We start from the raw sequence: 13,808 nt of genomic DNA, 5'->3' as shown, positions 1-13,808 counted from the left end.
CACCCACGCCTGTGCGCTGCTGCTTTGGTCGCTTTAGTTTACACGCAGTCAGAATATTGCCTCGGCTACCGGTTATCTTTGCGGTCTTTTTCAGCGCGCCGCCGCCTAGGCGCAAATGCTTACCCGGTTGAAACCATCTCGCTTCCATACCGCCGCCCTGGCTGCATACCTTATCTGGGGCTTCTTTCCTATTCCGCTGCGCTTGCTCACGGGCTACGCCAGCGGTCAGATTTTGTACTTCCGGGTGCTGCTGGCTTTGCTGTTGCTGGCTGGCATTTTGCTCCTAGGTCGGCGCGATGCCTTGCGGCAAACCTGGCAGCAATACCGCATGGCAGTGCCCGCCGAGCGGCGGCGCATGCTGGGCCTCACGGCCCTAGGTGGCATACTGCTCACTATCAATTGGTTGCTGTTCATCTACGTAGTCAACCACGTGAGCGTACAGGCCGGCTCGTTTGCCTACCTGCTTTGCCCCATCCTCACGGCGCTGCTGGGCTGGGCGCTGTTGGGTGAGCGGCTGCGGCCGGTGCAAGGTGCGGCCATTGCCATCAGCTTGGTTAGTTGCGGCTTGCTGGCCACCGGCAATTTGCAAACCGTAGGCATGAGCTTGCTCGTGGCCCTGAGCTATGCCAGCTACCTCATCACCCAACGTGTGCTGCGCCACTACGATAAGCTGGTGCTGCTGGGCTTACAATTGCTACTGGCCACGGCGGTGCTGGTGCCGCTAGCCGGCCCCCTAGGTGCCGATCCGCTCGCGGGTTTTGCCGATACGCGCCTGCTGCTGATTGTAGGCTTACTGAGCGCCGGCTTTACGGTGCTGCCGCTGTTCCTAAACTTGTTTGCCCTAGGTGGTTTGTCGTCGGGCACGGTAGGCATCCTGATGTACCTCAACCCGCTCGTGAGCTTTCTGCTGGCGTTTCTGTACTTCGGGGAGTCGGCAACCGCCAATCAGGTAATTGCTTACGGGCTGATTGTGGTGTCGGTGTTGCTGTACAACTGGCCCGCCAAGCGCCAGCCGGCAACTACTAAAGCGGTGCCCGAGCCGGAGCAAGCTACGCGAGTGGCCTAGGTGCTCACGCGTCAGAACCCAAACCCAACGCGCACGCTTTGCTCGAGCTTGCGCCCCGACTGCAGCGCCGTGAAGTAATCGACGCGCAGAAACTTGAAAACGTGCTCGATGCCCACGCCCAACTCCACGTAGTGGCCAACGGTGGGGGTGTGCAGGTAATTTACGGTGCCCACCTCTTGCCACTTCAGGCGTTTGAGCACGGGTACCTTGTTCAGGAAAAAGCCATTGAAATGGTGGTCGTAGTGGGCTTCCACAAACGTGCGGCGCGTGCTGTAGCGGTAGTAATCGAGCAGCTGAAAGCGCGAAAAATCAGCCGCAAAGCGCGTAAGGTTGCCCGAGAAGTGGCGGTAATCCATAAAGGCCAGCTCGGGCTTGCCCAGGAAGCCGCCGGCATTCACGTAGTAGTTGCTGGTGCCCAGCAGCCCTAGGTTCAGGCTTTGCCGCACGCCCACTTCCAGCATGGTGTAGCGCACATCGCTGAAATTCTCGACGCCCCAGCCCTGCCGCCAGGTAAAGCGGAAAGTGGGGTACCGCGAGCCCAGGTTCACGCGGCCGTCGGGGCGGCTGATGTAACGCTGCCCCGGCTGGTAGCTCAGCCACACTTCGGAACCTAGGGCGCGGCTGCGCCCAAAGCCAGCGCCTTGCGGCAGCTCGGCCGCCACGGGCTGGTTGGGCGTAAAAGCCCGGCCCGGGATGTCGTTCAGCAAATCGATGGTAGCGTTCTGCAGCTCGCGGCGGTCGAAGTAGCTTACGGCGCCGCGCGCGGTAAGCCCGTTGAGCACCTCGCGCAGGTAGCCCACCTCGGCGCCGCGGCGCTGGTAGTACTTGGCAAAGTTGCGGTTGCGCAGCAGCGTGTACGAGGTGTTGATGGCCGGCGTGAGCTGCGAATTTGGGTCGAAATTCTCGACGGTACGGCCCACCACCACCTGCAGGCGGGCCGTGCGCGCGGCGTCGTGCTGCCAGTTCAGCTCCAAGGAGGGGCTGAAAAGCCGGGCTTCGGTACCGTAGCGCAACGAGGGCGTCAGCCAAAAACGACGGCGGTCGTCGGTGTAGCGCGTGTAGGTAAACTGCGGGTTTATAATTGTGCCCTCAACGGTGCTGTACTGCAGAATATTGAACAGCGGCGCTACGTAAAACTGCTCCTTGCGGTGCGTCTGGTTGTAGGTATAGCCCGTGAGCATAAAGCTTTTCGCATCGAACTTGTTGCGGATGCGGTCGAGCGAATCCTGGTAGGGCTTGGAGTTGCGTACTACCTCGGTGCTGTCCTTCACGCGGTAGTCGCGCTTTTCTTCATCGGTAAGCGGCACCGGGCGAATTTGGGCCCAATAGGCGCTGTCGCGCTCGTTCACGCCTTTCTCAACCCGCAACACCTCGTGCTTGCCCATGCGCTCCACCTCGAGCGCACCCGCCTGCCGGGCCAGCGAATCGACGGCGGCGGCTCCGGTGCGCTTGCTTTGGCGCTTTACCTGCCGCGTAAGGGCACGTACGTTGGGGCGCTGCTGCCTGGCCTCGGCTACGGTTTCGGCGTGGGCGGGCTCGTTGGCAGCGGGTGCTGGCGCCTGCGTGGGCACCGGGCGGTTGGCATAGGTAGGCGTAACGCGGTAGCTCGAGAACACCACCGTGAGGTAGGCGTTGCCCTTAAAGCCGAACGCCGAGTAGTTGGCCGTCAGCTTCTGGGTTTGCAACAGCCACACGTGGGGCGCGTTGGGCGCGGGCGCAAAAATCTGGTCGATCCGCACGTCGTCGACGTAGTCGAGCTGGGCGTCCTTGTTCAGCGTCAGCGACACGGAGTGCAAGCGCCACGTGCCCTCAATAACGTAAATGTGGCCGGCAAACACCGGATCGGTGCGGCGGCGCGGCGTTACCCTGATTTTGTGCACCATTTGGCCGTTTTGCTGCGTGGTGCCCTCGAGGGTGTATTGGTAGAACAAGAAGGCATTGGGCGCGATGGGCGACACAAACCCGCGCTCCGAAAACAGCTTCAGTACAGGGTTGTAAAAGCTCAGGCCGCGGCCCGCGCCTGCGCGGTTCAGACTAAACGCCTTGGCGTCGCCGCTCACTTTGGATGATATCATTCGCTCGCGCACCAGGTTGGGCTGCCGAAACGCCACCTCCGAAACCGACTCCGACAAGTAGATGATGCCGGGCTTCAGATCGGGCCCAGTCTTAAACAAACCTAGGATGCGGCTAGGCGCTTCATTGAGGCGGGCCAGGGCTTTGATGTAGGTACGCGCCGTGAAGGCGGCCACTTCGCGCCGGTGGTAGCTGCGCCAGTCGATGGCGTGCTGCACAATGGCGTAGGCGGGATCTTTGTCTTTGGCGCGCACCACCACTTCGCGCAGCTGGTAATTTTCGGGCGTGAGGGTTACGTTGAGCGTCGTTGCGGTGTCGCCGCCCGCCACGCGCACCGCCTCTACGTGAGGCTTAAAACCCACGTATTGAAACACCAGCTCGTAGCGCCCGGCGGCCAACGGCAGCTGGTAGTTGCCTTGCTCGTTGGAGGCCGTGCTGGTGCTGGTGCCCTTCACGGCCACGTTAGCAAACGCCAGCACTTCGCCTTTCGGGTCGGTGATGCGCCCGCGGATGATTCCAGCCTTCAGCGCCAACGGAGCCAGCAACACACACCACAGACAAAAGCAACAAACCAGGTACTGACGACGCATAGCAGGCAACATAACGCACTTGGCGGGGAAGATACTGCTAAGAGTGCGGCCTTCGCACCAGCGTTGCCCCGGCAAGCAACTTTTTGCTAGGTGCGTACGGCCTCGCCCTCGATGGCATCGGGCTCGGGCGTGGGCGCTTGGGTGTGCCGTGCGTGCCGGGCTAGGTACCACGAGTTCAGCAAAACACCAGCCAGCACCAGAGCCATGCCCACGTAGGCCCCGGGCGGGAAAGCCTCGCCGAAAAACGCGTAACCCAGACCTAGGGCGTACAGAATGCCGATGTAATTGAGGTTGGCTACGCTAGCAAGGCGCTCGGCCTGGTAGGCTTTCGTCATGTACACCTGCGCACCTTGCGTTAGCACGCCCGTCAGAACCAGCCAAAGCCAATCGAGCCCTTGCGGGGTTTGCCAGTTGAACAAGCAAAAGGCAGCCGAGATGGGCAAGGCCACCATCGGGAAGTAAAACACCACCACCAGCGGGTGCTCTTTCCCCTTGAGGCGCCGGATGGAGTTGTAGCTGAAGCCCGAGAATACCGCCGACAGCACGCCCAGCCCCAACCACATGGGCTCCACGCGGGTATCTACGCCTTCGGCCCATAGCACGCCCGCAAACGAGAGCAGGAAAAACGCCCACTGCCAGGGCAGCACCCGCTCCTTCACCACGAAGATGCCGATGATAGCCGTGAAGATGGGCGCCAGGTATTGCACCGTTACGGCGGTGGCCAACGGCATGCGCTGCAACGTAAAAAAGTACAGCATCAGGGCCATAGCGCCGGTGGTGCCACGGGCTATCAGAAAGAAGTGGTTGGAGCCCCACGGCCGGATGCGCAGGGCCCGCAACGTTAGGTAGCTCAGCAACACCGACATAGCCGACCGGAACAGGATAATTTCCATAGCCGGCAAATGCTTCAGCAGCTTCACGCATACGTTCATCAGGGCAAAGCAGAACGTGGAAATAAGCATGTAGCGGGCTCCGCGACTTAATAGCATAGCGCCAAGAAAAAAGAGCAAGGGCGCAAAGGTCTGTGCAAATCAGCGAAGTCGGAAATCAGCACTATACGGGTATTTTAATTGCTTAATATTGTGCGAAATGTGGGCAAAACGTGCTATCTTGCCCCAGCTGAATCGAAGAACCTTTGCCGTCAGTATTGGTTACCGTTTTTGGATTCAACTTGTTTATGTGAGCGAACAGCCGCCGCCTTCTGGGCGGCGGCTGTTTTTTTGCCCAGTTCGGCCAAAGGGCGGCTGCGCACCTAGGGCGGTAGCCCGTGCCGGGCATTATACGTAAGCGTACCTAGGGGCCGCACCGGCCTGCTTATTTTGCCTGAGTAATGGAAGACGCTTCGCGCAAACGCAAAACCTACACGCCCGGCGAGGCCTTACAGAAAATAGCCGCTTACTGCGCCTACCAGGAGCGCAGCCACCGCGAGGTAGAAGACAAGCTGCGCAGCTACGGCCTCGACGAAGACGAAGCCGGCGAAATCATTATTCGGCTGGTACGCGAAAAGCTGCTCGATGAGGAGCGCTTTGCCCGCTCGTTTGTGCGCGGCAAGTACCGGCTCAAGAAATGGGGCCGCCGCCGCATCCGAATGGAGCTGAAGCAGCGTCGTATTTCGGAGTTCTGCATCAAGGCCGGCATGAGCGAAATCGACGGCGACGAGTACTACCAAAACCTGCGCGAGCTGCTCGAAAAGAAGAACGCCCTCGAGAAAGAAAGCAACCCGCTAAAGCGGCGGCAAAAGCTAAGCGTTTACGCCACGCAAAAAGGCTATGAGGCCGATCTGATTCAGGACGCCCTAGGTGAAATATTGGCGGAGGACTAAGGGCACCCCCAGCCTGCGCGGAGCTACTGCAAGCGGCCGCGCTGCGGCGGCGCGGTTTGCTGGGTTAGCACTACGCGGCGGCCCGTGAGGGTTTCGAGCATGGGCCGCAAAATTTGCTCGGCGTTTTGCTGGGTTTGGGCCAAAATGCCTGACTGCAAAGCGGCGCGGCGCACGTTCTGCTCGGCGTACTTATAACCCTCATCTACCAGCGCGGCATCTTGCAGCAGGGCATTTTCGGTGTCGTACACGCGGCTTTGCGAATGATCGATGCGCCAGGTACACAGCTCGGGGGCGGGCAGGGCCACGCGCACTAGGGAGTCGCCTTCGAACACCACATCCAAGGCACCTACTTTGCGCAAATCAACGCAGCCAATGGCCTCGCCGGCCACGATCAGGGCCACCTTGGCATCGGGCAGAAAACGGTAGGTGCTTTTGCGGTACTCCACCACGTCCTTGAAGCGGTAGCGCACCAGTTCTAACTTGCCCATGCCCTCAATCTTCTCGAGCACGGTGTTGTGCGTTACGGTTACACGCGGCTCGGGCTCCACCAAGGAGTTTAAGTCGCGCAGGCTCGGGGCTACTTTCCGCCACAGAAACCAACCCAGCGCAACCAGAAACAGCAAGGGCAGCAAGCGCCGCAGCAACAGCATCATGAGCGTGCGTGGAAAAACGAAGTTGACAATACTAAGCTATACGATACCCGGCGCCGCCACGCCGAAGCGCTGCTGAAACCCGGCCCAACCCTGCAGGCCACCGGTGTGTACGGCCACCACGGTGCTGCCCGCGGCAAAATATCCTTCTTCAATCAGCTGCAGCACGCCGTAGAGCAGTTTGCCCGTGTACACGGGGTCGAGCACCACTTGGTACTGTTGGTAAAAGCGGTAGATAAACGCCAGCAGCGGCTCGGAGAACCTTGCATAGCCGCCAAAGTGCGCGCCGGTGTGCAGGTGCCAGTTGCTGAACACCTGCCCCACCGCAGCAGCGGTTAGGTTGTTTACATCGCGGCGGAGAAAGTCGGCGCCTTTCAGGGTTGCTACCCCAACGGCATGCCGCTGCCCACCTAGGCCCACGAGCAAGCCGGCCAGCGTGCCGCCGGTACCGCATGCTACGGCTACGGCATCGAAGGCCTCGCCAGCGGCATCGAGCTCCGTTATCAGTTCGGCGCAGCCCTGCAAAGCCAAGGTGTTGGTGCCGCCTTCGGGCACCACGTAGGCTGGCCCTAGGTGCGCCAGCAGCTCGGCAACCCAGGCAGCCTCGTGCCGCTGCCGGTACGCCTCGCGGCCGACGAAACGCAGCTGCATGCCGTTGGCCTGGCACTGCTGCAACGTGGGGCTAAGCTCGGAAGCGGCCTCGCCGCGCACCACGCCAATGGTGCCGAAGCCCTGCAGCCGGCCGGCCGTGGCCACCGCGGCCAAGTGGTTGGAATAGGCACCCCCAAACGTAAGCAGCGTGCGGTGCCCTAGGTGCTGCGCCTCGAGCAGGTTGTACTTAAGTTTGCGCCACTTGTTGCCCGGCAGCTCGGGGTGCAGCAAATCGTCGCGCAGCAAGCGCAGCTGCACGCCGCGGCGCTCGGCAACGGGCTCGGGCAAATCGAGCAGAACAGGCGGCTGCACTAGTTGAGGCATGGCTGCTGCAAAGGAAACGCAAGCCGCCGACCTAGGCCGCTGTGGCATGTGCTAAAAACAACACTGCCACTGCACCAGGCCGGAGCAGTGGCAGTGTACTGAATTAGCTGGCGCTACCTAGGCGGCCATCAGCTCATCGCGTTCGGCTTCGGGCTCGGGCACTGGCTTGCGGCGCACGGCGTACACTACGGCCCCAATCAGCACCCCAAACAGCAGCAGCGACGACACCAACGACACCGTATTGCCAACGGCGTACTCCTTGGGCTCGAACTTAAACTCGATGGTGTGCTGGCCAGCCGGCACGGGCATAGCGCGCAGCACGTAGTTGGCGCGCACGTGCGGCACAGGCTTGCCATCGAGGTAAGCGTTCCAACCTTCGGGGTAGTAGATTTCGGAGAACACCGCGAAGCCTTCCTGCGCGGCATTCACGGTATACTTCAGCGCGTTGGGCGAGTAGTTCGTGAGCGTAATGCTCGAGCCGGCAGCGTTATAGCTGGTTTTGCTTTGCGGGAATTTGCTTACATCCACAATGGCCGTGTTCACCGGATCGAAATTGCTGAGCGCGGCCATTTCTTGGTCGGCGTTCTGCACAGGTTGAATGGCGCTTGCAAACCAAGCGTTGCCCAAAGCGCCGGGGTTGCGCTGGGCTACGGGCTGCCCTTGCTGATCCTGCGTGATGACGTAGCGCGCGTTGAGCATGCTCAGGATGCGCGGGTTGTTTTGCGAAATCTGCCGCTCGATCAGGTCCTGATACCGGCGCAGCTTGGCCCCGTGGTAACCCCCAATGCTTTTGTGGAAGTACGAGGTTTGGGCCTCGTTGAAGGGGTTGCTGAGGTTGAGCACGCGGTAGTGCAGCGTGGGGTCGGCCAGGATTTGCGAGTCGGCACGCGAGGGCACAAACTGCTGCGCCACGGTTTCGTTCTGAAAGCTGCTTTCGCCCAAGTAGCGCTTATCCACAGCCCACAAGTCGATGAGCGTGAGCAGGGCTACAATGCCAGCGGCTACCGATACGGTGAGCTTGCGGTTGAGGTAGAACCACAGCACCCCGGCCGTGGCCACGATGAAGAACAGCGAGCGAAGCACATCGGCGCGCATGAGGGCCGCGCGGTCTTGGCGCAGCGCATCGATGGGGAAGCCTTGTTGCTGCAATTGGCTGTCGACGGGCGACGCGAAATCGGCACCTAGGCCGAAAATGAACGCCAGCACGCAAATACCCGCCGTAATGCCGGTAGCCAGCAGCAGCTTGCGGCGCAGCTCGGCGGTTTCGGGGCTATCCGCCGGGGTTGTGGGCAGCTTGGGGTGCACGGCAGGTGCTGCCGCTGCGGGGCGGTTGCGCAATACGCGGGCCAAGGCCAGCACGGCCAGCAAGGGCATGGCCAGCTGGGCAATAACCAACGCCATCGACACCGACCGGAACTTGTTGTAGCCCGGAAAGAAGTCGAACATCAGGTCGTTGAAGGTGGCAAAGTTCTTACCCCACGCCAGCATTATCGACAGGATGGTGCCCACCAGCAGCCAAACGCGCGTGCGTCGGTCGCCTACAAACAGGCCCAACACAAACAGCAAGCACACCACCGCGCCCATGTACACGGGCCCGCTGGTAATGGGTTGGTCGCCCCAATACGTGGGCATGCCCGAGAGGTACTGCTCGAGTTGCACCGGCGGCACACCTAGGCCGCTGAGCGCTTTGCCCGTGTTCGAGTCGTCGTCGAGTTTGCCTTGCGAGGCCCCTCCGTAGTAGTTCGGGATAAGCAGCGTAATCGTTTCGCCTACACCGTAGCTCCAGTTGAAGGCATAGTCGCGGTCGAGGCCGCCGCCTTCGCCATCGGCCGCCGGGGCAGCGGCTTGCTCGCCGGGCGCAGTGGGTGCCGGCGTCGTGAGTTCCGATTTGCCCCGGATGCTGTACTTGGTGTAAGTAGCCGTGGTGTAGAGGCGGCCGAAGCTTACGCCCACAGCCAACAGGGCCCCCACCGCCAGCAAAGCCGTGCGCTGGAAGAAATCGGGCAGGCGCTTTTCGCGGGCCGCAAAAATGAGTTCGACCACCCCAAACACCAATACCAGCAGCAGCAAGTAGTAGGTGATTTGCAAGTGGTTGGCCCTGATGTTCATGGTGAGACCTAGGGCAAACAACGCCGCCCCCAGCAGCCGCTGCCGCCGGAACGTAACCAGCAGGCCCGCCAACACCAGCGGCGCATACGCCAAGGCGTACGACTTAGAGTTGTGCCCCGCCGCCAGAATGATGAGGTTGTAGCTCGTAAAGCCCAGCGCAATAGCACCCACCAGCGCCACCAGCGGCCGCATGCCCAAAAAGGCGAACAGCAGGTAGCCGCAAAACAGGGCAGCAAACAGGTTAGCGGCAACCGCTGGCAAGCCCACCGTAAACACGTAGTTCAGGTACACCGATAAGTCGCCGGGGAAGCGGGTACTGATCAGGTACGTGGGCATACCCGAGAACATGGAGTTCGTCCAGAGGGCTTCTTCGCCGGTTTGCTGGCGGTAGGTAAGCGCCTCGCGGGCACTGCCATTGAACTGCACGATGTCGTGCTGGGCCAAGGTTTTGCCCCCAAATACGATGGGCGAGAAATACATAACGGCCAGCACGAGCAAGAAAGCAACGGCTAGCAGGTGCGGCAGCAAACGGCGGCCCAACGAGGGTGCTGTTGGCGTTGTCGATTCGACAGCGGGCATGTACGGTAGCTGGTGGTAAGTAGGCGGTGAGGCGGATGGCAAGCGGCGGCACCTAGGGCGCGTGGCATACCACCCCTACAAACGTAAAAAACCCGGCCGGCAGGCGCCAGCCGGGCTTCAAGCCCGAAGGTAGTCCGATTATTTCACTTCCTCGAATTCGACGTACTCGCCGCCGCGGAAATTCGTATCGGGCTGGCGTTTGGCCGTTGGAGGCACGTAATCAACGCGTACTTGCCCGTTGGCACCGCTGTGGCTGGGGCCACCCGAAGGCGGCGGCGCAGCAAACGGGTTGCCGTTGGGCCCGAACACCAGGCCGCCTTTGCGCATCTGCCGCTTTACAAACGCACTCAGCGCCCAGCGCAGCAGCGCGGGCAGCACCAGCCGCAGCACCATGGCCACGAGGAAAGTGATGAGCAGGAAGTTGATGAACATTAGCGGTCGGCGGGGTAGTCGGGTTGAAAGTAAAAGTCGCGGTCGGCTGGCGCAGCAAGCACCTCGGCCGGACAAGGTACTAACCTAGGCGCAGCATCCTTGGTTTCCAGCACGTACGGGCGGTATCCCAAGTCGGCCAGCAAGCCAGCCACGCGCTGGCGGTTCTCAAGGCCGTTCAGCTCAGTTTGAATAACGGGCCGGTGCCGCCGCAGCGTATTCTGCATGTGCCGAAATACTTCGTACTCGAAGCCTTCGACGTCGCACTTAATAAAGTCGAGTCGTTCGAAATCGGCCAGCAACTCGTCGGGCACGCGCATTTCCACGTTGTAGTACTGGCCGTACTGCTCGCTGGGGCTGCTGTCAGTTACTTTGGTCATGCCGTGGTGCAGCAGTCCGTTGCGAGCAGGCGTGCCCATTTTTACCACGGCGTTCTTGCCACCTAGGGCGTAGGGCAACAGCAGCAGGTTATCGAAGCCGCTGAGCTGCACGTTGTCTTGCCAGATTTGTTGAAACAGCGGCACCGGCTCCACGGCCAACACCTTGCCCTGCGGCCCCACCAACCGCGACAAGGCCACGGAGTAGTAGCCCAAGTTGGCGCCGATATCGAGGCACACGTTGCCGGGCTTCACCAGCTTTTCCAGAAAAAACAGCTCGGGGTACTTCGCGCGCCCCCACCCCAGTGCCACCAGCCGCAAATACACGTGGCTGGCCAGGCGGATGTAGCGCTCGAAGCCCAGCGTGCCAACCAACAGTTTGCGCAGTGCTTTCATTGCGGGGCAAAGGTAAGCTTAGCACCACCAACTAGCGGCGCCTGGGCGAATCCACCGCTGAAAGGCAGTTGTTATTGCTTGCCCAACCGGCTCCACAACCGCGACATGCCTGCCGCGGCCAAACCACCTAGGGTGTACCAGGCCACCGTCATGAGCTGCGTTTGCGGGGTGCGGTTGCTGGGCCCGTTGCCCAAGCCCATGGGGCCGGGCAGCAGCACGCCCCCCACCCCGGCCGCCACACCTAGGGCGGCGCCGCGCAGCCAAGCATCGGAGCCCGTGCCTACCAAACTGTAGTACAGCCCGTTCACGAGCAAGTCGCCGGCCATGGTGATATTGTATGCCGTTTTGTGATCGGGCTGGGGTGCGTCGGCCGCCGACAGGATTTTGCGCAGCCCGCGCATGCCCAAAATGTCCATGCGCGGCGCATCGGGCGTTGCTTGGCGGGCTGCTTGGTGCACCAGCGTAAGCACCACCGAGCCGCTCAGGCCACTGATTAAAGCGTGCGCGAAATCATCGGAAGCGGAGGCGGCCATAAACAAAAGGGTTCAGTGGAGGAAGACACGAGGTTGTTCATCAGGCCAAACGCAAGGGCCAAGCCGGGGTTGCGAGGTTTTTTTTGCCCACCGATTGCTTGGAGTAAAACCACGTGTTTATATTTGCAGCCCCGAACGACAGCTACGGCTTGCGCCCGGTAAATGCCTGCTTAGCTCAGTTGGTAGAGCAGCTCATTCGTAATGAGCAGGTCGTTGGTTCGAGTCCAATAGCAGGCTCTGCAAACAAAAGGCCCCGTTTCCTCTCGGAAACGGGGCCTTTTGTTTATTGCCATTTACGGGCACTGCCCAGCTTAGGCGCTGCGCTTGTTCATAGCCTTGCTTAGCCAGCTAATGCCAGCAGCCAGGGCCAGGCCACCCATTACTTTTTGGGTGGTGCTCAGCTTGTTCAGCTGGCCCGCGGCCGAGTCGCCGAAGTTTTTCAGGGTATTGTTCAGGCCACCGATCATGTTGCCTTTTTGCGAAGCAGCCGGGTTGGCGCTGTTTTCTTGCTGGCCAGGGCGCGACGAGCTATTGGCGGTGCCCAGGAAGTCGGTGTTATTGGAGGTGTTTTGCGTAGCCATGGTTGCGATGTTTAGTGTGGTTAAACCATCGGCTGGAGTTACCAGCCTCAGTTACACGCAACTATTCGTAAAATCTACCTCCGGGGTTTCAAACATTTGATTGGTTTGCTGCCCAGCCGTACGCCTGTGGCTGCCACCTAGGGTATCAGGCCACCGTATCGGGCCGGGCATCCGCCGCCGTGGCCGAAGGCTGGCTTGGCTCTGCACCGCCGCGACCATGGCCCTGCGGGGGCGCTATCCCGAGCCACACGGCCACCTGCGCGGCGTCGCGGCGGCCGGCCTCGCGGGCTTCTACCTCAAAACGATTGGCATAGTAGCCCACCCGAGCCGACTCGACCAAGTATTTCCACAGAAAGCCCATTAGGCCATGCTCCTGCACTTGCCGGATGTGGCAAAGCTCGTGTGCCACCCACGAGGCATCGCGCAGAAAATCGGCGCGCGTTACGCCGCTCAGGTGTATGCTGCGGCCCAGCACCATGGCCACGTTCGTTTGCCCCAGCTTCCAGCGGGCAATGCGCGCCAACGGCGAGTTCTCAATTATGCGAGGCAGGTTGGGGGCAGTCATCGAAAAAGCGGGCATCTATACGAGCTAATTGCCTAAAGGTTAGGTGGCTATGTCGAGTTTCGAAGAGACTAACAATAGAACATTACCAGGAAAATACGCCACTTTTAGCTTAAAAGCTTGTACGTCTTCTGGTTGAGCCCTATTTTTACGATATCGGGGAAGATATAACTTATCCGAACCGGAGTTCAACGAACTGTTTTTATCACCTTCTCAAACAACTGTCTTAGAGAAGAAAAGTACGCCACCTGGCCCGTAAGGGTCGCCGCTCGGGAGCGGAACCAAACCCCACACGACGGACAATGAAGAATACCCTTTTGTGTTGCCTCGCCGCTGTTTCACTGGCTCTTTCTTTTTTCTTTGATTACGTGCCCAACGGGAAAGCTGCTTCGGTAGCCGGTGGCCCTGCCCCCATTGCCGAGGCCTCGTTTTTTTCGTTTCCCGAAGGTGATAACCCAGCCTCTTTCCGCGATTCGCTGAACGTTGGCTACTACTCGCAAGCCCTTGGCATCAAGGCCAGCTACGACGACAACGCCAGCTTGCTGCGCACCATTACCGAGTGGTTGGGCACGCCTTACCGCTTTGGCAGCAACAGCAAAAGCGGCACCGATTGCTCGGGCTTTGTAACCCGCGTGTTCAAGGAAGTATACGGCATCAGCCTGGTGCACAGCTCACGCTCCATGTTCAACCACGTGAAGCGCGTAAGCAAGGACGAGATGCAAACCGGCGACTTGGTGTTTTTCCGCCGCGGCCCCGGCCAACCCATCTACCACGTAGGCATCTACCTGAAAGACGGCAAGTTTGCCCACTCGGCTACCAACGGCGGTGTAATGGTAAGCTCGCTGCAGCAACCCTACTACCAGCGCAACTTCTACGCGGCCGGCCGCGTGAACCGCAACTAGCCCAACGCTGCGCTGCTCTTTAAAAAAGCCCTTGCCCCACCGGCAGGGGCTTTTTGTTTGCCTGCCGGAATGCTGCTGAATAACTATTTTGCCCCGAAGTAGTATTAGAACGGCAACCAGCGCCGGTACTGCCTGCGCTGCTGCGCCATTATTCTCTCTTCACC

The 13,808-nt window shown here is 60.4% G+C and carries 13 protein-coding genes and 1 tRNA gene; 4 read left to right on the top strand and 10 right to left on the bottom strand.

All coding sequences use genetic code 11. The features are described 5' to 3' along the window. The first annotated feature begins 127 nt into the window (after positions 1-127). A complete protein-coding gene (locus D3Y59_RS15090; protein ID WP_162910821.1) occupies positions 128-1,066 on the top strand; it encodes an EamA family transporter in 939 nt (312 codons plus the stop codon). Positions 1,067-1,077: 11 nt separating this feature from the next. Here D3Y59_RS15090 and D3Y59_RS15085 read toward each other — a convergent pair whose 3' ends face one another. Together D3Y59_RS15085 and D3Y59_RS15080 are read right to left on the bottom strand one after the other, a co-directional pair. Beyond that, on the bottom strand, positions 1,078-3,687 hold the full coding sequence (locus tag D3Y59_RS15085; protein ID WP_162910820.1) for a DUF5686 and carboxypeptidase regulatory-like domain-containing protein: 2,610 nt from the start codon (positions 3,685-3,687) through the stop codon (positions 1,078-1,080). A 128-nt stretch (positions 3,688-3,815) separates the two neighbouring features. Continuing rightward, positions 3,816-4,718, bottom strand: coding sequence for a DMT family transporter (locus D3Y59_RS15080; protein ID WP_240410390.1), 903 nt, complete (start codon positions 4,716-4,718; stop codon positions 3,816-3,818). Positions 4,719-5,059: 341 nt separating this feature from the next. Between D3Y59_RS15080 and D3Y59_RS15075 the strand changes: the two genes are divergently transcribed. Beyond that, entirely contained in the window at positions 5,060-5,551 is a 492-nt protein-coding gene (locus tag D3Y59_RS15075) for a regulatory protein RecX (protein WP_119445795.1), read from the top strand. Between the two features lie 23 nt (positions 5,552-5,574). Here the strand turns inward: D3Y59_RS15075 and D3Y59_RS15070 are convergent, their stop codons facing one another. From D3Y59_RS15070 to D3Y59_RS15045, 6 genes are all read right to left on the bottom strand, one after another. Then, a complete protein-coding gene (locus D3Y59_RS15070; protein ID WP_119445794.1) occupies positions 5,575-6,204 on the bottom strand; it encodes a DUF4230 domain-containing protein in 630 nt (209 codons plus the stop codon). 36 nt (positions 6,205-6,240) lie between these two features. Then, the gene (locus tag D3Y59_RS15065) at positions 6,241-7,176 is read right to left on the bottom strand and encodes a 1-aminocyclopropane-1-carboxylate deaminase/D-cysteine desulfhydrase (RefSeq protein ID WP_119445793.1); all 936 of its coding nucleotides are present in this window, start codon (positions 7,174-7,176) and stop codon (positions 6,241-6,243) included. A gap of 117 nt (positions 7,177-7,293) precedes the next feature. After that, positions 7,294-9,864: a YfhO family protein gene (locus D3Y59_RS15060; RefSeq protein ID WP_119445792.1), complete on the bottom strand. Its 2,571-nt coding sequence runs from the start codon at positions 9,862-9,864 to the stop codon at positions 7,294-7,296. Positions 9,865-10,002: 138 nt separating this feature from the next. Further along, complete coding sequence (locus tag D3Y59_RS15055; RefSeq protein WP_119445791.1) at positions 10,003-10,296, bottom strand: DUF4834 domain-containing protein; 294 nt, start codon at positions 10,294-10,296, stop codon at positions 10,003-10,005. Beyond that, a complete protein-coding gene (locus D3Y59_RS15050) occupies positions 10,296-11,066 on the bottom strand; it encodes an FkbM family methyltransferase (protein ID WP_119445790.1) in 771 nt (256 codons plus the stop codon). Before D3Y59_RS15050 ends, D3Y59_RS15055 begins: the two co-directional genes overlap by 1 nt. A 71-nt stretch (positions 11,067-11,137) precedes the next feature. Beyond that, positions 11,138-11,599: a hypothetical protein gene (locus D3Y59_RS15045; protein ID WP_119445789.1), complete on the bottom strand. Its 462-nt coding sequence runs from the start codon at positions 11,597-11,599 to the stop codon at positions 11,138-11,140. A 164-nt stretch (positions 11,600-11,763) separates the two neighbouring features. Here D3Y59_RS15045 and D3Y59_RS15040 point away from each other — a divergent pair. Then, a tRNA-Thr gene (locus D3Y59_RS15040) sits at positions 11,764-11,836 on the top strand. Between the two features lie 74 nt (positions 11,837-11,910). Here D3Y59_RS15040 and D3Y59_RS15035 read toward each other — a convergent pair. Next, positions 11,911-12,180 carry a hypothetical protein gene (locus D3Y59_RS15035; protein ID WP_119445788.1) on the bottom strand — a complete coding sequence of 90 codons (270 nt, stop codon included), beginning with the start codon at positions 12,178-12,180 and terminating at the stop codon, positions 11,911-11,913. 145 nt (positions 12,181-12,325) lie between these two features. Next, entirely contained in the window at positions 12,326-12,760 is a 435-nt protein-coding gene (locus D3Y59_RS15030) for a hypothetical protein (RefSeq protein WP_205590842.1), read from the bottom strand. A 350-nt stretch (positions 12,761-13,110) separates the two neighbouring features. Here D3Y59_RS15030 and D3Y59_RS15025 point away from each other — a divergent pair, with 350 nt between their 5' ends. Next, the gene (locus D3Y59_RS15025; RefSeq protein WP_240410389.1) at positions 13,111-13,644 is read left to right on the top strand and encodes a C40 family peptidase; all 534 of its coding nucleotides are present in this window, start codon (positions 13,111-13,113) and stop codon (positions 13,642-13,644) included. Positions 13,645-13,808: the final 164 nt, after the last annotated feature.

The sequence above is a fragment of the Hymenobacter oligotrophus genome, assembly GCF_003574965.1.
GTDB classification, from domain to species: domain Bacteria; phylum Bacteroidota; class Bacteroidia; order Cytophagales; family Hymenobacteraceae; genus Solirubrum; species Solirubrum oligotrophum.
Note: the sequence above shows the minus strand (reverse complement) of the source record. Positions and strands in the feature narration are given on the sequence as shown.